Origin of the sequence: Sphaerimonospora thailandensis (assembly GCF_016863115.1) — a bacterium.
Lineage (GTDB): Bacteria > Actinomycetota > Actinomycetes > Streptosporangiales > Streptosporangiaceae > Sphaerimonospora > Sphaerimonospora cavernae.
The window spans coordinates 25,662-43,598 of the sequence record NZ_BOOG01000020.1 but is presented as its reverse complement, the minus strand read 5'-3'; the positions used below and the strand labels follow the sequence as shown (position 1 = coordinate 43,598).

General features: G+C 70.5%; 16 protein-coding genes. 7 read left to right on the top strand and 9 right to left on the bottom strand.

The genetic code is table 11. The features are described 5' to 3' along the window. Positions 1-41 precede the first annotated feature (41 nt). The 6 genes from Mth01_RS11965 to Mth01_RS11940 form a co-directional block, all read right to left on the bottom strand. Complete coding sequence (locus tag Mth01_RS11965; protein WP_204015876.1) at positions 42-857, bottom strand: Fpg/Nei family DNA glycosylase; 816 nt, start codon at positions 855-857, stop codon at positions 42-44. Between the two features lie 110 nt (positions 858-967). Continuing rightward, entirely contained in the window at positions 968-1,402 is a 435-nt protein-coding gene (locus Mth01_RS11960) for a YbjN domain-containing protein (protein ID WP_204015875.1), read from the bottom strand. A 187-nt stretch (positions 1,403-1,589) separates the two neighbouring features. After that, positions 1,590-2,267: a pyridoxamine 5'-phosphate oxidase family protein gene (locus Mth01_RS11955; protein WP_239089593.1), complete on the bottom strand. Its 678-nt coding sequence runs from the start codon at positions 2,265-2,267 to the stop codon at positions 1,590-1,592. A 661-nt stretch (positions 2,268-2,928) separates the two neighbouring features. Further along, the gene (locus Mth01_RS11950; RefSeq protein ID WP_275408931.1) at positions 2,929-3,378 is read right to left on the bottom strand and encodes a carboxymuconolactone decarboxylase family protein; all 450 of its coding nucleotides are present in this window, start codon (positions 3,376-3,378) and stop codon (positions 2,929-2,931) included. 97 nt (positions 3,379-3,475) lie between these two features. Then, the gene (locus Mth01_RS11945) at positions 3,476-3,643 is read right to left on the bottom strand and encodes a hypothetical protein (RefSeq protein WP_204015874.1); all 168 of its coding nucleotides are present in this window, start codon (positions 3,641-3,643) and stop codon (positions 3,476-3,478) included. A gap of 34 nt (positions 3,644-3,677) precedes the next feature. After that, positions 3,678-3,896: a hypothetical protein gene (locus Mth01_RS11940; protein WP_204015873.1), complete on the bottom strand. Its 219-nt coding sequence runs from the start codon at positions 3,894-3,896 to the stop codon at positions 3,678-3,680. 150 nt (positions 3,897-4,046) lie between these two features. Here Mth01_RS11940 and Mth01_RS11935 point away from each other — a divergent pair, with 150 nt between their 5' ends. The 5 genes from Mth01_RS11935 (at position 4,047) to Mth01_RS11915 (ending at position 9,421) form a co-directional block, all read left to right on the top strand. Then, the gene (locus Mth01_RS11935; protein ID WP_204015872.1) at positions 4,047-4,208 is read left to right on the top strand and encodes a hypothetical protein; all 162 of its coding nucleotides are present in this window, start codon (positions 4,047-4,049) and stop codon (positions 4,206-4,208) included. 102 nt (positions 4,209-4,310) lie between these two features. Next, positions 4,311-5,864, top strand: coding sequence for a serine/threonine-protein kinase (locus tag Mth01_RS11930; protein ID WP_204015871.1), 1,554 nt, complete (start codon positions 4,311-4,313; stop codon positions 5,862-5,864). Further along, on the top strand, positions 5,865-7,292 hold the full coding sequence (locus Mth01_RS11925; protein WP_204015870.1) for a serine/threonine-protein kinase: 1,428 nt from the start codon (positions 5,865-5,867) through the stop codon (positions 7,290-7,292). Positions 7,293-7,315: 23 nt separating this feature from the next. After that, positions 7,316-9,103: a hypothetical protein gene (locus tag Mth01_RS11920; RefSeq protein ID WP_204015869.1), complete on the top strand. Its 1,788-nt coding sequence runs from the start codon at positions 7,316-7,318 to the stop codon at positions 9,101-9,103. Positions 9,104-9,166: 63 nt separating this feature from the next. Beyond that, positions 9,167-9,421, top strand: coding sequence for a hypothetical protein (locus Mth01_RS11915; protein ID WP_204015868.1), 255 nt, complete (start codon positions 9,167-9,169; stop codon positions 9,419-9,421). A gap of 165 nt (positions 9,422-9,586) precedes the next feature. On the opposite strand, the gene Mth01_RS11910 is transcribed toward Mth01_RS11915, so the two are convergent. Together Mth01_RS11910 and Mth01_RS11905 are read right to left on the bottom strand one after the other, a co-directional pair. After that, positions 9,587-10,315, bottom strand: a complete 729-nt coding sequence (locus Mth01_RS11910) for a DoxX family protein (RefSeq protein WP_204015867.1) — start codon at positions 10,313-10,315, stop codon at positions 9,587-9,589. Between the two features lie 33 nt (positions 10,316-10,348). Continuing rightward, on the bottom strand, positions 10,349-11,935 hold the full coding sequence (locus Mth01_RS11905; protein WP_204015866.1) for an MFS transporter: 1,587 nt from the start codon (positions 11,933-11,935) through the stop codon (positions 10,349-10,351). Positions 11,936-12,166: 231 nt separating this feature from the next. Between Mth01_RS11905 and Mth01_RS11900 the strand changes: the two genes are divergently transcribed. Together Mth01_RS11900 and Mth01_RS11895 are read left to right on the top strand one after the other, a co-directional pair. Further along, on the top strand, positions 12,167-14,542 hold the full coding sequence (locus tag Mth01_RS11900; RefSeq protein WP_204015865.1) for an AAA family ATPase: 2,376 nt from the start codon (positions 12,167-12,169) through the stop codon (positions 14,540-14,542). A gap of 118 nt (positions 14,543-14,660) precedes the next feature. Next, complete coding sequence (locus Mth01_RS11895; RefSeq protein ID WP_204015864.1) at positions 14,661-16,379, top strand: ABC transporter family substrate-binding protein; 1,719 nt, start codon at positions 14,661-14,663, stop codon at positions 16,377-16,379. Positions 16,380-16,413: 34 nt separating this feature from the next. Here Mth01_RS11895 and Mth01_RS11890 read toward each other — a convergent pair whose 3' ends face one another. Then, on the bottom strand, positions 16,414-17,913 hold the full coding sequence (locus tag Mth01_RS11890) for a hypothetical protein (protein WP_239089603.1): 1,500 nt from the start codon (positions 17,911-17,913) through the stop codon (positions 16,414-16,416). Positions 17,914-17,937: the final 24 nt, after the last annotated feature.

Sequence of the window (17,937 nt, the reverse complement as noted above, 5' to 3'; positions counted from 1 at the left end):
CGAGGGCCGGGGCTCCGCCCCATCCGCGTGTCACCGGTTCGTCAGCGGGGCTGGCAGGCGGGGCACCAGAAGAGGTTGCGCGACTCCAGGTCCGCGGTGCGGATCTCGCCGCCGCAGACGTGACACGACTGCCCGGCCCGGCGGTACACGTAGACCTCGCCGCCGTGGTCGTCGACCCGAGGCGGCCGGCCCATGGCCTCGGGCGTATGCTCCGGTCGTACCGTGTCGATCCGGCCGTGCCGTACGCCCTCGCGCATCAGGGCGACCAGGTCCGACCAGATGGCGTCCCATTCGGCGCGGTCGAGGTCGCGCCCGGGACGGTAGGGGTCGATGCCGCGCCGGAAGAGGACCTCGGCCCGGTAGACGTTGCCCACGCCCGCGATCGCCTTCTGGTCCATGAGCAGGGCCGCGACCGGGCCGCGGGATCGGGAGATCCGCCGCCATGCCCGCTCGGGATCGTCCTGATCGCGCAGCGGGTCCGGGCCGAGCCGGTCGTGCACCGTCTCCTTCTCCTCAGGAGTGATCAGCTCGCAGGCGGTGGGGCCGCGCAGGTCGGCGTAGCTCGCGCCGTTCGTCAGGCGGAGCCGTACGGCGCCGACCGGGAGAGGGACGGGAGCAGGGCCGAACGCGACCCTTCCATACAGGCCGAGATGGATCCGCACCCAGCCCATCGGGCCGAAACCCAGGAAGAGATGCTTGCCGTGGGCATCCGTCGCGTCCATGCGCTGCCCGTCGAGCAGCGCGGCGCCATCGGAGAACTTGCCCTGGGGGCTGCTCGCTCCGATCGGGGTTCCCGGTTCTGAGAAGTGCCTGCCGTACTCGGCGGCGAGCCGGTGGATGATGTGTCCTTCAGGCAACTGGTCCTACTCCGGCCAGGTCGTGCGCGGGGGCGGGGGATGCGGAGCATCACCTTATCGGCGCTGCCGACCGGTGCCTCAACCGACCGGGGCCTCAACCGACCGGGGCCTCAGTCGAGTTGGTAGGCGAGGCGATCGGTCAGCCAGCGGTGGAATTTGATCGCGAATCTCACCCAGTGCGCGATCACGGTGGTCAGGTGCTCCCCGGTCACTCCGGCGCCGATGTAGAGCTCCGAATCGCCGATGACCCGGGTCACCCCGTTGTCCCGGGTGAACGTGTAGACCTTCGGCCACATGTGGTCCGCGTTCCACTCGTTGAGGGCGGTCAGCAGGACCCGCTTCTCGTCCACTGAGTAACGCCTGGTGTAGAACGTGCGAACCGTGAATATGTCGCCCGCGGATCCGAACAGGAAGTAGATCGTGAGCTGGGGGGTGGATATCGCCAGATCGCCGTGCTCGTCGAAGGTGGGATCGAGCTCCAGCTCGTCAAGAATCTCCTTGACGAGCTCTCGATCCGGCTGCACGACCGCTGAGGAAGGCCTCACGAATACATCCTGCACCATCCATCCGGCATCCGGGTGGCGCTTGTGGAAAGCGTGGATGCCGGGGCGGTGAGGAAAGCGAAATCGAGGATCTCCCGGGTCCGCCCGGCCTGTTCGATCGCCCCGTCGATCACTCCGTCGACCGCTCGCCGCCAGCGGGTGATCAGGTGGTCGAGGGTCGCGGCGCCGCTCAGGGAAGGGGGCCGGAGTGGCGGCGGATGTGTTCGGGGACAGGACGGGTCGCCAGGGGATCGGTGATCGGGGCCTGCCATGTCGTCGCGAGTGGCAGCACCCCTGCCCATACGTCATGCGGATCGTCCGCGTCGTCCGGGTGGCCCTGCCGTACCTTGACGGAGGCCTCGTCCAGGGGGATCGCGAGGATTTTGGTGGCGGCCAGTTCCTTACGATTGGGCTGCCGCGCGTACTCCCACTGGCCGGGCGCCATGTGCTCGGTGAGGCAGCGGAGAGCGGCCAGCTTGTCGTCGCCCTCCAGGACGCGCGGCACGCCGTAGATCATGGCACTGCGGTAGTTCACGCCGTGTTCGAACACCGACCGGGCCAGGACGAGGCCGTCGACGTGGGTGATGGTCACGCACACAGCGGACCCGTGACCCTGGCCGTCGCCGCCGCTCTCGCCATCGCGGATGCCGTATTCGAGGCTGCGGCTGGCGACCGATCCGTGCACGTAGAGATGACCGGAGTCGAACCCGTACACGGTGGGCACGACCATCGGGTCGCCGTCCACCACCACGCCGAGGTGGCAGACGAAGCCCGCCCGCAGCACCTCGAACAGGGCTTCCCGGTCGGTACGGCCCTGCTCTCGCAGCCGCCGATGCCGCGTGCGCTCGGTTGTCGACAGATCGCTCACGAAGTGACATTCAACCAGTTTTCACACGGCCGACCGCCGACGCGGGCCTGTTTCGCGTCGGCGGCCTCGAGCGTGGTCCGGCCCAATGCGGCATGGGCGACCGGAGCCCTGCCGGGTCAGGCCGCCGAGGTCGGCCCTGAGGTCCGGGGAAACCGGATCACATTGGCACCGGTGTAGGCCCGCAAATCGACGATCTTCCTGTCGCGGATCCGGCCGGGCCTGCGGCGAAGCGCGGACCTGATGTCCCTTACCTGGCCGATCGGTGGCACCACCTTGAGCATTCTCGTCCCCCCGACGTGATGATTTTGTTACCTACACGGTAGATAACTACCGATGATCTGCTAAAGCCGCCGTAAAGAAACGATCAGTAGGGGAGCGGACGGCCGGAGGGGGAGCGCAGATCGAGACGTCTGGCAGTGCTCGGCGAAAGGTCTCGTCGGCTCCGGCGGTCTTCTTCCGATCAAGGACGGGGTCGACGAGGCCGGTGGTGTATTCGGTGCGGCGCGTGCTGGGGGTCCTGGGGGTCCTGGGGATCCTGGTGCGTCTCATGGCTCCTCCTTTCCGTGACATCAGCAGATTATGCGCCGCGCCGCCTGCCGTCTCCTGGTTTTCGCTTTACAGATACTTGACTTGCCCGGCTCCACCCCCGGTCATGCCGCGATCAGCGGCGGGAGCCCGGGACCAACCGGGTGGCCACGCCGATCCTGTTCCAGGCGTTGATCGTCGCGATCGCGACCACGAGCGCGGCGAGTGTTTCGTCGTCGTAGTGCTTGGCGGCCTCCGCCCACACATCGTCGGGCACCGCGTCGGGGCGGTCGCTCAGCCGCGTCGTCTCCTCCGCGAGCGCCAGCGCGGCCCGCTCCGCCTCCGTGTAGAAGGGGGCCTCGCGCCACGTGGCCACGGACCACAGCCGCTCGTCGGTCTCCCCGGCCTTCTTGGCGTCATGGCTGTGCATGTCCACGCAGAACGCGCAGCCGTTGATCTGACTGACCCGGAGCTTGATGAGTTCCAGGGTGCTGTGCGGCACCCCGCTCTCGCGCTGGAACCTCTCCAGTGCGTGCATCGCCCGGTACGCCTCCGGAGCGAGTCGGCTGACGTCGATTCTCTGCAATGTCCGATCCCCTCTCTGAGAGCCTCGTTCCCGCCTTGATCTCAGCTCGTTCACATATGGCGGACGAGAACTCCTCCAGTGTGTTACACGTCGTTCGTCACGGTTCCTGCCGGTCCTCTCGGCGGACGGCCAAGCCGCCGGGCGGCAGGTCGACGTCGTCCAGGCGGGTGCCGTGCTCGTCGGCGACACCGCTGAAGAGCGAGACGACGATCGTGCCGTCCCGCTCGACGAAGGCGCGCAGGTTCGCCGCGGCGGAGTCGGACACGGGGGAGAGGGTCAACGGGGTCGCGGCTGGAGGATCACGCCTCGGGGACGGCCTCCCACTGGCGGCAGGGAGTGAGCGAGTAGTGGCGGTAGATGACGCCGATGGTCGGGCTGGACCACCCGAGGCCCATGCTGTCGGAATCGTCGAGATCGGTGGCGGTCACCGGTTCGCCGCCCGGTCCGCAGACGCAGTGCGGCGTACCCTCGTGGCTGATCACGTCATCCAGTGGGATCACGTGCACGAAGCGGTCCATGTGACCTCCAGTCGCTGGGGGATATTGCCGCAACATTACCTTAATCGGGCACAAACGGGAATATATCGCCCCAAATGACCCAGATCCTTGGGGTCGGGCTTCCGCCGCGATTGCCGTACGGACCCACTGATCACGCTCGTCGTGTGCGGCGTGCCCGAGCGTGAGAGCCGTACGACGATCCGGGACCTCGACGGGGACACGACCGTCACCGCGGTCAGGGACGGCGACCGACTGCTCGTCAGCGCAGAGGGGCTCAAGCGGATCGCCGGCGTCGAGTTCACCGGCCCGGGCGTCCCGGTCCTCATCGGTTGACCTCCTTCGCGGGGTGAACGCCGATGGGTCCGCGTGCAAAGGGGAGATAACGGAAATCCCGTCAGAGAGCGGGTTGATCAAAGGTTCGCTATTCTCCCCGATATGGCCGAATCGCTGGGGGAGACGCCGGCCTCGCGATATCACCTGCTGCGGCCCCTCGGCTCCGGAGGCATGGGCACGGTCTGGCTGGCCAGGGACGACCTGCTGGATCGCGAGGTCGCGGTCAAGGAGCTGCGGGTGCCCGACGGGCTGCCCGAGCGGGAACGCGCGGAACGGGTGGCGCGGGTCATGCGGGAGGCCGAGGTCACCGCGCGCATCCGCCATCCCGGGATCGTCGCCGTGCACGACGTGCTCGTCCATGACGGCAGGCCGTGGATCGTCATGGAGCTGCTGCACGGCCGGGACCTGTCCAAGGAGATCGCGACCTACGGGCCGGTGCCGCCCCCGCTGGTGGCCGACATCGGCGCCCGCGTGCTCGAGGCGCTGTCGGAGGCGCACTCCCGGGGCGTGCAGCACCGGGACGTCAAGCCGGGCAACGTGTTCCTGACCGAGGGCGGCCGCGTCGTGCTCACCGACTTCGGCATCGCCCGCCCGGCCGACCAGACCGCGCTGACCGAGGCCGGGCTGCTCGTCGGCTCCCCGGGCTTCATCGCCCCCGAACGGCTGTCGGGTGATCCGGGCGGGCCGGCCGCCGACCTGTGGTCGCTCGCGGCCACGCTCTACACCGCCGTCGAGGGCGTTTCGCCGTACCGGTCGTCCCCGCAGGAGTCGAACGCGGAGGTGATCGCCGCGACGCTCACGCGGGATCCCCGGCCGCCGCACCTGGCGGGCCCGCTCGGGCCGCTGCTGACCTGGATGCTGGCCAGGGACCCGGCGGCCCGGCCGGACGCGGCCACGACGTTGGATCTCCTGCGGCGGATCGCGGCCGGCGGCGCCCCCGAGATCAGCCCGGAGATAAGGCCGAAGACCGCGCCGAAGATCAAAGAGGCGCCGGCGTGCAGGCCCGGCGCGAGGCGCACCCGGATCATGGTGATGGCGGCTGTGGCGGTGGTGGCCGTCGCGGCGACCGCCGTCGTCGTCCTCGACGACGGCGGGGAGGAGGCCGTGGCCCGGCCCCGCCCGGTGTCGCCGACGTTCGACCGGAAGGTCGACCTGTGCCGGGCGCTGACCCCGGACCAGGTGGGCCGGCTGCTCGGCGCCACCACGCCGCCCAAGGGCCGCGCGTCGGACGACGGATGCCAGTGGACGGTGACCGGCGCCGGGCTCACCCTGGCCGCGGAGACCGACTCCGACACTCCCGAGCCCTGGTCGCTCACCCTTGAGTCCGCTCGGACCCTCATGTCCGGCCTGCGGCGGCAGTACGGCTCGGCGCCCCGCGACGGCAACTGGATCTGGTACGAGATCGGCGTCGACAGGAAGGTTCCCGTCATCGTGTCCGGCGCCCGGCCCGCGGCCGACGTGGGCGACGAGGCGTTCACCGCCGACATCACGGAGCCGGGCGGCGGGGCCCAGGCGTCCGAGGTGTACTTCCGCCTCGGCGATCTCGTGGCCCGCCTCCAGTACGCCGATCTCGACGCCGGATCCATGGCGGACGTACGGCGGCGCGCGGTCGAGGCGGCCGAACTGGCCGCCGAGGGGCTGCGAGGGCTGGCGTAGGTGGACCTGCTGGCCGGCCGCTACCGCCTCGTCGAAGAGATCGGCGAGGGCGGCGGCGGCACCGTCTGGCGGGGCGTCGACGAACTGCTGCGCCGCGAGGTCGCGATGAAGCAGGTGCGAGTCCCGTCCGGGCTGGGCGGGGCGGAGCTGGCCGACTTCACCGAGCGGGCGATCCACGAGGCCCGGGCCGCGGGCCGGCTCAGCCATCCGTCGATCGTCATGATCCACGATGTGATCCGGCACGACGGGCGGCCGTGGATCGTGATGGACCTGGTGCCCGGCCGGTCGCTCGACAAGGTGATCCGGGAGGACGAGCCGCTCCCGGTGCGGCGGGTGGCCGAGATCGGACTCTCCGTGCTCGACGCGCTGGAGGCGGCGCACGCCCACGGGATCCTGCACCGCGACGTGAAGCCTGCCAATGTGCTGATCGCGCCGGACGGTCGTGCGCTGCTCACCGACTTCGGCATCGCCGCGCCCTTCGGCAGGGCCGGGGCCGCGCCGTCCAGCTCCGCCGGCTCACCCGCGTACATGGCGCCGGAGCGGTTTCGCGCTGAGCCGGACGGGCCGCCCTCGGACCTGTGGTCGCTGGGCGCGACGCTGTACACGGTGGTCGAAGGGCGACGGCCCTTCGACGGACCTCTGGCCGCGGCGCTCGTCGCCGCCGTGCTGCTGCAGGAGCCGAGGCCGATGGTCAGGGCCTCGCCCGAGCTGGCCTGGCTCGTGCACGGTCTGCTCGACAAGGATCCCGCCCGCCGCCTGCCGCCGCAGGCCGTGCGGCGGGTTCTGCACGCGCTGGCCGCCGCGCCCGAGCCCGTCGCCGTACGGCAGGGCCGTACGGCGCGCCTCGTGCTGGGCGCCGCGCTTGTGGCGGTGGTCGGGGTGGCGGCCGGGCTGCTGGCCTGGCGGCTGGCGGGCGAGTCGGGGGCCGGCGCCGGTTCGGGGCGCTTCACGGCGGCCCCGGACCCCTGCCGGAGCCTGACGACCACGGCGATCCGCGAGCTGCTCGGCGCCGAAGCCACCCCGGAAGAGTCCGCTGAACACTCCACGCAACAGCTCGTTTCGGGCTGCCGATGGCGCGAGCGCGCCAGCGGCCGGCAGCGGACGATAACCGTGACCTATCGGCTTCCGGAGCAGGGGAGCCGGGGGGCGGCGGGGACCGACGCGGCGGCCCTGGAACTGGCCGGGCAGCGCGCGGCTCAGGCCGCGACGGGCGGCGAGGTCCGCGACCAGCCGGGCATCGGGGATGAGGCGTTCTCGCGCGACGAGCCCGACCCGGATGGCGGGACGACCGGGGCCACGGTCTGGTTCCGCCGCAGCAATCTCATCGTCGAGGTCGCCTACCGCCGTTCGGGCGACGCGGCGGTCACCCGGGACGACCGGCGAACGGCCGTCCGCGCGGCGGAGCTCGTCGGCGTCGGGCTCGGATGACGTTCCCAACTCCAGGAGGCGATATGTCCAGCGGTGGCGACGGATACCCCGGGCCCGGCGACCCGGCACCCCCGCCTCGGCAGCCGATCGACCCGCCGGCCCTCCCGGTTCCTCCTGAGGCGTCGCAGCACAGCCGGTCGCCGTACGGCACCCCCCATGCCCAGCCGTATTCTCAGCCGTACGGCCAGTCGTACGGTCAGCAGCCCGCCCAGCCGTACCCTCAGCAGCCTCCACAGCCGTACGGGCAGTCGTATGGTCAGCAGCCCGCCCAGCCGTACCCTCAGCCGTACGGTCAGCAGCCCGCTCAGCCTTATGACCAGCCTTATGACCAGCCGTACGGCTGGCAGCAGGGTCCGCCGGACGGGACTTCGGCGGGAGGGGCGTGGCGGGGATCGGGCGGTGGCTGGCAGGGGCCGACTCCACCGGCCGCCCCGCTGTGGCAGGCGCCGACGCAGCCGTCCCAGCCCCGGCGTCGCGGCTGGGTGATCCCGGCCGTGGCGATCACCGCCGTGCTGGCGGTGGCGGGCGGGACGTTCGCCGTGATGAAGGTGCGCGATGACGGCGCGAGGCCCACGCCTGCCGCTACCGCGGCCGTGGCCTCTCCGGCGGCCACATCCGCCGTGGCCGACGCGTCCAAGACCGACGTGTGCGCGATGCTCGACCCGGCGGAGGCCGAGCGGCTGGTGCCCGCCGCGACGATCGACTCGTCGATGAGTGACAACCGCGACGACAGCATCGTCAGCTATGTCAGGTGGACCTGCAGCTGGGTCAACCGAAACATCTCCTACAAGGACAAACGGCGCATCCGTGAGATCACGGTGAACGTGTCCCGGTATGAGGCGGTCGGCAACACCACGGCGAACAAGTCCGCGCGCATCCAGTTCGACGGCGAGTTGAGGCAGTACAAATACCAGGCGAGCGTGTCCACCAAGGAGCGCTACTACTCGAAGGCGAGGGAGTTTCCCGAGATCGCCGAGCAGGCCGCCGCCCAGTATCAGTGGACCCGGGAGAAGAACTACTGGTACTCCTTCGGGCAGGGGGCGGGCCGGATCGGCAACGTGGTGTTCCAGGTGAAGTACGAGGCGAACCAGCAGGACAAGGAAGCCGAGATCTTGTCGACGGACACCACGCAGTCGATCAACGAGGAGAACGCGCTGCGCGAGGTGGAGAGCCTGCTGGGCCAGCTCGCCAAGTCGATCACGGCGTGGCAGTCCGGGCAGCCGATGCCCTTCAAGCCGCGGCCGAAGCCGAGCCCGACCCCGTCGCCCACGCCCACCCTGATCGCGCTGCCTGCGCCCTGCGTGAGCGTTCAGCCGCTGGTCAAGACGCTGGTGCCGAAGACCGAGGGAGCGGCGGCCCGCAGCGTGGAGGGGGGTGCGACGGTCACCCAGTGCCAGTGGTGGAACGACAAGCTGCCGATCGGACAGGGCAAGGTGCGCTGGCGCAACCTCCGGATCAGCATCCACTCCTTCGCCGACGCGGAGTCCGCCCGTTATCACTTCATCGACGAGCGCGCCAAGGCCAAGACGACGGCCGGCAGCGGGATCGGCGGCATCCGGTGGGGCAGGCTGCGGAAGCTGCCGAGATTGGGGCAGGACTCGTTCGGCCAGGCCGTCCGGCAGCGCACCGACACCGCGCAGGCGAACCGCTACGAGATCTACGTCCTTGACGGGACGAAGGTGGTGTGGGTGCTGTTCTCGGGGAGCGACCGGCCGGAGAACGCGCCGATCAACGCACCCGACTCGCTGCTGATGGACCCGAAGGAGGCGGCCGCCGGGGCGACGTCCGTGATGAAGGCCGTGCTGGGCTAGGGAGTGTTCGCCCCGAATCGGGCGGGTATGCCACCACTCGACTATCAGCCGATGGAGGGGACCATGGCTACCTGCGAGGTCTGCGGCAACGAGTACGACATGGCCTTCGAGGTCCACAGCCAGGGGGCGGTGCACGTCTTCGACAGCTTCGAGTGCGCGATCACACGGATGGCGCCGGTCTGCGAACACTGCGGATGCCGCATCGTGGGCCACGGTGCCGAGGTGGACGGGCGGTGGTACTGCTGCGCCCACTGTGCCCGGGAGTCCGGAGCGACCGGCATCGTGGACAGGGAGGTCACGGCTGCCGGCAGCCGGTAGCCGTACGTCGGGGGCCGTCGGGGATCGGCCCGACGGCCCGTACCCTGGGGTACGGCGCGGCCGCCCTGGTGCTGGACTCGGTCGACTCCGGCCGCCTTCCCGCCCCGCAGTGAGCCCAGTGCTGGGCCCAGCACTGGGCCCATGGTCCGAGACAGCAGGGCCTGATCATGGCCCGGTCGCCTCGCCGTCGGCGCGCTTGTTCTTTCGGGTACGCGGCTTCTGCGGTGGTTCGCCCGCACCCGGCTCGTCGTTCACGGCTTCGGTCTTGGCGGGCCCTGCCTTCGCCGGTCCGACCTTCGCGGGTCCACTCTTCGGGGGTTCCTCGTCACCGGGGCGGCCTGTGCCGTCACGGGGCTCGCCCGTCCCGTCACGGGACTCACCTGGGTTGTCCCGGAGGCCGCGTAGTGCGGCGATGACCGCGTCAGCCTCGGTGTCAGCCTCGGTGTCAGCCGCGGTGTCGGCGGCGAGGCCGTCGGTCTCCCCGGACTCACGCCGCTTGATGACCACCATGTGGTCGACCGACGCGCGCCCGCCGCCGGTCACGGACAGCAGCACGGACGCTGCCCCGAGCGCCACGATCAGCCTGACGTCGCCACCGGTAAGCGGAAGGCCCGTGTCACCGGCCGTCAGCACGAACACGGCCAGCGCCTCGGCGAACAGCAGCAGCCCGACCGCCGGTACGGCCAGGCCCGCGATCAACAGCGTGCCGCCGACGAGCTCGATCAGCATGGTGGCGGCCGCCCACAGGCCGGGCATCGGGGCCTGCAGCTCGGCGAACTGCGCGCCGGTCGAGGTGAGGCCGGCTTCGAGCTTGTGCCAGCCGTTGACGAAGAAGATCCCGCCGACGCCCAGTCGGGCGGCCAGCGTGGCCAGGTCCTGCAGGCTTCTCTTCACGGTCGTTCATCCCTGGGGGTGGGGGGCGTGCCTTCAGCCGGGAACGTGCTGCGGCTCCTCGGCGGTGGGCGGGCGGGGGACGAGCACGGCCACGGCCAGCGAGGTGAGGGCGAGCATCGCCACGCTGACGAGGACCGTGGAGTGCAGGGCGGTGACGAACGCGGAGCGGGCCGCGTTCAGCAGCGCCTCGTTCGCCGAGCCGTCATGTGCCGTCTCGCTCGCCACGTGGGCGGCGGAGGCGAGCGACTCGCGTGCCTGGGCCATCAGGCGATCGGGCACACCGGCGACGGTGCCGAGGGCCGGCGCGTAGACGATGGCGGTGATCGTGCCGAGCACCGCGACGCCGAGCCCGGCGCCCAGCTCATAGGCCGTCTCCTCGATCGCGGCCGCGCCGCCGGCCCGCGACTCCGGCGCCGACGCCATGATCACGTCGGAGGCGCCGAGCAGCGCGACCTCGACTCCGAACCCGATGCCCACGAAGCACAGCGTGAGCAGGACGGGATGTGGCTCGGTACCCCAGGTGAGGACCGGGGTGAGGGACAGGGCGGTGAGCGCCAGCCCGCCGCTGATCGTGGCTCGCACACCGGCACGCTGCAGCACGTGTGCGGCGGCCAGGCCCCCGGCGATGGCTGCGATCATCAGAGGTAGCATGCGGACGGCGGCCGCCAGCGGTGACAGGCCCAGCACCAGCTGGAGGTACTGGGCGAGCATGAGCTCCAACCCGACGAGCGCGAAGATCGCCAGTGCCACGCAGGTCACGCCGGTGGAGAACCCCCGTTGCCGGAACAGCCCGATGTCGAGCAGCGGGAACGCCAGCCGGCGCTGGCGCCGTACGAACCAGACCAGCAGCCCCGCTCCGCCGAAGAGGATGGCGACCGAGGCGTCACGGCCGATGGTGTGCCCCGAGCCGGCCTCCTTGAGCCCGAACGCCACGGCCAGGATGCCCAGGGTCGACAGAGCCGCGCTGACCGCGTCCCATGGCCGGTCCGGGCGCTTCGGCGACGGGGGGAGGATCCGTACGGCCATGGGCAGGATGACGATGAGGAGCGGCACGTTGATGAGGAAGACGGCGCCCCACCACAGGTGCTCGACCAGGACGCCGCCGATCAACGGGCCGACGGCGGCCCCGGCCGCGGCGACGGCGCTCCAGACGCCGAGCGCAATGGCCCGCTCCCGCCGGTCGGTGAACACCTGCCTGATGATCGACAGCGTGGCCGGCATGATCATGGCGCCGCCGACGCCGAGGAACGCGCGGGAGACGATGAGTGCGAGCGGGGTGCCCGCGAACGCGGCCGACAGCGAGGCCAGGCCGAACACCACGTAGCCGGCGAGCACGAAGCGCCGTCTGCCGTACCGGTCGCCCAGCGTGCCGAACGTGATCAGCAACGGCGCGACGACCAGCGAGTAGATGTCGATGATCCACAGAAGCTGCACGGCGGACGGCTCCAGCGCGGCGGTCAGCGCGGGCACCGCGATGTGCAGCACGGTCGTGTCGACGGCGATCAGAAGCAGGCTGAAACAGAGCAGCCCAAGAACCGACCACCGGCTCACCCGGCGTTCGCGCACGGCGCCTCCAGCGCGGACAGCGCCGGACTCGGTCTCAACCCCGACTATGATCATAGGCCGTTCAGTGCTCCTCCTTCCGCATTTGAGGGGGCCCGCCGGAACATGCGTGGCAGCTTAGGCCATCGGAAGCGGATCTCTCAGCCCTTCGGGTGATGTCCGGTACATATCGCCGGATCTCTCGACGGGCCGGGTGCGGGAGCGCTCCGGGGCGCACACGAGCATGCCGGGTCCACCCATTCCGCCGTTGCTTGCGGTATAACCGGGGGGCGAAGCGGGGAGGCAGCGATGCGGGACTCCGACAGGGCACGGGCGGCGGGCCGCTTAAACCGGACCGCGGCCCATGAGCTGTTCGAACGGGTGCGCTTCCGCTATTTCCATCTGCCGCCGTTCGCGCGGCGCGCCGTCTTCGCGATGCTGCTCGTCGCGACCATGGGCCTGGCCGCCGCTCTGAACTGGTCGCTGGTCCCGACGTTCGTCGGGGCCGTCGTGGTGCTGGGCTTCCTCGCGCTCGCACTCAGCTTTCCGCGCGCCGCCGCCACCGTGCTGGTGGTCGGGGGCTGGGGGCTCGCGGTGCCGACGCTGCTTCCCATGGTGGACGCCCAGTCGGTGATGCCCTGGCTGATGACGCTGGCCATCCCGGTCGCGGTCGCCGCGCACCTGATCCGGTGGGTGCCGCCGTGGCTGACCACGCTGTCGGCACTGCTGCCGGCGGGAGTGGTGGCCATCGCGATCGCCTCGTGGTCGCCGTCGGGCGCGCTGTGGGGCGCGTACGGCGTGGCCGCCGCGGTGCTCGTCTACCGTCTCGTGCTGGCCCGCCGGGTCCGCGCCGATATCGAGCGCCGGCAGTCAGGTGAGGCCGTCCAGTCCCAGCAGTGGAGCGGGCAGCAGCGGACCGTCCAGCAGCGGGTCAGGTCGGGCGGCCATCAGGCCGCCGGAGGCGACCGGGGGGCGCCGCCGCCGATCACGGTGGAGCAGGCGCTGGGCGAGCTCGAGGCCATGATCGGGCTCGAGCCGGTCAAGGAGCAGGTCCGGGCGATCGCCGCGTCCATCGAGGCGGCGCGGCTGCGCAGGGAGGCGGGTTTCGCCAACGAGCGTCCGATGCGGCACTTCGTCTTCGTCGGCCCGCCGGGGACCGGCAAGACGAGCGTGGCCCGTACGGTGGCCAAGATCTTCTACGCCTTCGGCCTGCTGGAGACGCCGTTCGTGGTCGAGGCGCAGCGGGCCGACCTGGTGGGGGAGTATCTGGGGGCCACCGCCATCAAGACCAACGAGCTCATCGACCGGGCGCTCGGCGGCGTGCTGTTCATCGACGAGGCCTACGGGCTGATCAACTCCGGGGACGGCCAGCCCGACAGGTTCGGTGCCGAAGCGGTTCAGACACTGCTGAAGCGGGCGGAGGACGACCGCGACCAGTTCATCATCATCCTTGCCGGCTATGAGCGGGAGATGAACGAGTTCCTGTCGTCCAACCCCGGGCTGTCGAGCCGGTTCGCCGGCCGGGTGCGCTTTCCCGGCTATCCGCCGGAGGAACTGCTGGAGATCACCGAGGCGCTGCAGGCGCGACGGGGGGACCGGCTCGCCGCGGACGCCCGTCCCGTGCTGCGCGGGATGTACGAGGACGTCCACCGCCGCGGCCTCGTCGACGAACTGGGCAACGCCAGGTTCGCCCGGAGCCTCGCCGAGGCCGCGGCGCAGGCGCGCGACGTGCGGGTGGTGAGCGCGGGGGGCGCCCCCCGCGGCGAGGACCTGGTCACCGTCACGATGGGTGACGTCGCCAAGGCGTTCGACGAGATCACCGCGCGATATCGCGGCTATCAGGCGACCCCGACGCTGGAGGAGGCGCTCGCCGACCTCGACCGCATGGCCGGGCTCGAGCCGGTCAAGCGGCAGGTGCACGCGATCACGGCGCAGCTCAAGGTGGCGCGGATGCGCCAGGAGCAAGGCCTGCCGGTTCAGGCGCAGATGCGGCATTTCGTGTTCGTCGGCCCGCCGGGGACCGGCAAGACGACCGTGGCCCGCATCCTGGGCCGGATCTTCTCCGCGCTCGGCCTGCTGGCCCGTCCCGACGTGGTCGAGGCGTCCCGCGCCGACCTGGTCGGCCAGCATCTCGGGGCGACCGCCATCAAGACCAACGAGCTGGTCGACCGGGCGCTCGGCGGCGTGCTGTTCATCGACGAGGCGTACGGCCTGGTGAACGCGGGTTACTCCGGTGGTGACGCCTTTGGGGCCGAGGCGGTGCAGACGCTGCTGAAGCGGGCGGAGGACGACCGCGACCGCTTGGTGATCATCCTGGCGGGCTACGAACGGGAGATGGACGCTTTCCTGTCCACCAACCCCGGGCTCGCCTCCAGATTCAACCAGCGGGTCGCGTTCCCCTCCTACAGTCCGCCCGAACTGACCGACATCGCCAGGCTGCTGGCGTCCCGCGCGGGTGACCGGTTCGACGCGGCGGCGGCACGGGACCTCGCCGACGTCTTCGACTGGGTCTGCCGGGAAGGGCTGATCGACGGCCTCGGCAACGGCCGCTTCGCCCGGTCGCTCTACGAGCGGGCCGCCCTGCGGCGTGACGTACGGCTGGCCGACCAGGGATCGGCGAACGCGGCCGAACTCACGACGATAACCAGCGCGGACGTACGCAGCGCGGTCGACGAATTGTCGTGAGACCCGGATAGTTGTCCGGAACCTCCGGTTCTGCCGGTGGGCCGGGTCGATGGCCAGGGATGATTACACTCAGCTACTGATCTAATGCATAAAGTGGCTGAACGGATCGGAGACGCAGGTGAGAGCACGATGGCCGCTTGCCCTGGTCGCATTGATCGCCCTGATGGCCTCCGGCGCCTGCAGCGGCACGCCGGTCAAGGACGGGCGTGATGGCGCCCTGCCTCCGTCTCCCGTCAAGGCCCTGGACATCAACCCGCTGCCCCGGGTGAAGGTGAAGGACGGCGGCACGTTGCGATGGGGGATCATCGACTTCCCCGTCCAGTGGAACCAGAACCACATCGACGGCGACACCCACAGCGTGGACGTGGTGATGGACGCGCTGCTGCCGCGCGTGTTCAGGTCGGACGAGCGGGGGCGGGTCTCCCTCGACACCGACTACGTGACGAACGCGCGGGTCACCGCCAACTCGCCGCGACAGGTCATCACCTACACCCTGAACCCGAAGGCACGCTGGTCGAACGGCAAGCCCATCACCTGGGCGGACTTCGCCGCCCAGTGGAAGGCCATGGGCGGCCGGGATCGGGCCTATCGCGTCGACTCCCACATCGCCTACGAGAACATCCAGAGCGTTACCAGGGGAGCGAGCGACCGCGAGGTGGTGGTCACGCTCACCCAGCCGTACAACGAGTGGCAGTCGCTGTTCTCCCCTCTCTATCCCGCCTCCACCAACTCCTCTCCCGAGGCGTTCGGCGCGGACTGGATCAACAAGATCCCGGTGACCGCGGGGTCGTTCCGGGTCGAACGGCTCGACCCCAAGGGCGGCACCCTCACGCTCGCTCGCGACCCCGGCTGGTGGGGCGACCGGGCCAAGCTCGACAAGATCGTCTTTCGGAGGGTGCGGCCGGACGGCCTGGTCCGGGCGTTCACCAAGGGCGATGTCGACGTCTTCGACGTGGGCCCGTCCCCGGACAACTACGCCCAGGTGAGGGACGCGTGGGACGCGGTCGTCAGGCAGGCGGCCGGGCCCGAGTACCGCCAGTTCACCTTCAACGCCGAGAGCGGGAGCCTCGCGGATGTCAGGGTCCGCCAGGCCATCGCGACGGGTCTCGACCGCAGGGCCCTGATGGAGCTCGATCTGAAGGGGCTCGGCTGGCCGACCGTGACCCTGGACAACCACTTCCTCATGAACAGCCAGCGCGGCTACCGGGGCAACGCCGGAGAGCTGGGCGTCTACAACCCCAAGCGGGCCGGCGAACTGCTCGACCAGGCGGGCTGGAAACTCACCGGTAAGGACGGCAAGCCGGGGAAGGTCAGGATGAAGGACGGCAAGCCGCTCACCCTGCGCTTCGTCGTCCCGGCCGGGGTGAAGGCGACCGACTCCGAGGCACAGGTCACTCGCCTGATGCTCCAGCGGATCGGGGTGAACGTGGTCGTCCAGGCCGTGCCGTTCAACGCCTTCTTCGGCAAGTACCTCATCCCCGGGAACTTCGACATCACCGCGTTCTCGTATCCGGGCACCCCGTTCCCCATGTCGAACTCGTTCGACATCTTCGCCGACGGCGAGAACGTCAAGGGTGACGACGTGAAGTGGTACTCCAACCTGGGGCGCAGTGGGAGCCGGCAAATCGACCAGGCGATGTACCGCGCGGGCAGCTCGCTCGACGACACGCAGGTGACCGACCTGCTGAACGAGGCGGACAAGCTGGTCTGGCAGCAGGTCAATGTCCTTCCGCTCTACCAGGTGCCCCAGAACGTGGCCGTACGGTCCTCTCTCGCCAACATCGGCGCCAACGGCCTCTACGACCTCAAGTACGAGAACATCGGCTACGCCTCCTGATCCGTCCGGCGCGTCCGCGGGTGAGCTCCCGAGGTCAGAAGGGCGGCTCATCCGGGATGTCGGCGATGTCGTCCAGGGCGGCGGCGAGATCGCCGGGATGGTCGCCGATCCGCTCTGCGATCTCGATCAGCACGTGCAGCACGTCGTGCCGGTCGTGGCCGAGATCGATCAGGCGCTGGGCGGCCTCCCACAGTTGCGGGGGGTCGCCCACCCACAACCGGCCGGCGATCTCCTCGTGCCAGGCCAGATGCTCCTCCAGGTCAGGACGGTCCAGCTCGCCCGCATGGTCGATCTCCAGCAGAATCCGCCGGTCCGCGTCGTCCGCCGGGTTCAGCAGATCCAGCTTGGTCGAGCCCCGCATGCCCTCCAGCAGGGGGAACGCGAAGGCACGGCGAGCCAGGGCGGACAGGTCCCCGTCCGGCAGCAAGCGCTCGACGAGGGCACGGTCCAGGCCGAAGGTCGTCGGATCCCGGTAGGCCTCGCTGAATCGCGAGGTCGCCTCCCAGACGGCGTCGAGCGTGGCGCGGACGCCCTGCTCGGGCAGCCCGACGCGGGGTCCGGCGAACCGCACCCACGCCGCCAGCACATGCGGCATGGCGTCCTGCTCGGCCGGGGTCAGCAGCACCTTGCGCGGCAGCCAGTCCAGCAGGAAGGTCTCACACTTGACCGGGCTCACCCGCAGCGGCCGGCCGAGGTCCCGGTCACAGCCGTAGTCGATGATGTGGTCCGCGCACCGGGAGGCCGCGGAGGGGTCGGAGAGGTTCTCCGCCGCGTCGGAGGCGAGGAACTCCGCGGCCAGCATCGCCCGCCGGTCCCTGCTGTAGGGAGCTTCGGCGTGCGCGGGCGCCGGGCGCATGCGGCCCGGCGGCAGCGCCCTGATCCGCGCCCGGGCGAACGCGTGGTAGGCGCTGTAGCCGTCACTCACCAGTCGGGGGCCCTTGCGCCCGTGGGCCGCGGCGGCGGCCCTCATCGCGAACTCCAGCAATGCCCGTGCCTGCTGCGGCTCGATTTCCTCGAAGCGCAGCAGCGGGTTGCCCGCCGCCTCCGTCCCGGCCTGCTCCAGCAGCCTGTCGACCTGGGAGGAGACCCAGGCGTCCCGGGCCATGCCGCCCATGTTGTAGTCGACGACCATGACCAGCGCGTGCGTGTCCTCCCCGTTGTAGGCGAACGTGCACACCACCGTGTCCTGGTCGCCGTAGACGTCCCTGGACACATAGCAACCGGCCGGTTTCACCGCGCCGACCCGGTCGGCCCAGCGCGGCCGGGCCACGTCGGATTCCATCAGTGCCAGGGCCGCGCCCTCGGCCTTGGCCGCCTGCCGGGCCGTGCCCAGATAGGCGATGGAGATCAGCAGAGTCAGCGCGGCCGGAGTGCCCGCTTTGGCCGCGTAGTCCACCAGACCCTCGCCGAGGATCTGCTCGACGTCGCCGCCGCGCAGCCGCCTGCCCCACCAGGCGCCGAGCATGTCGGACACCATGAGCTCGGCGTCCAGCGGGCTGCGCATGGCGAGCAGTTCCCGGGCCGCCAGCAACATCTCCGCGAACACGTCATCCGGCGG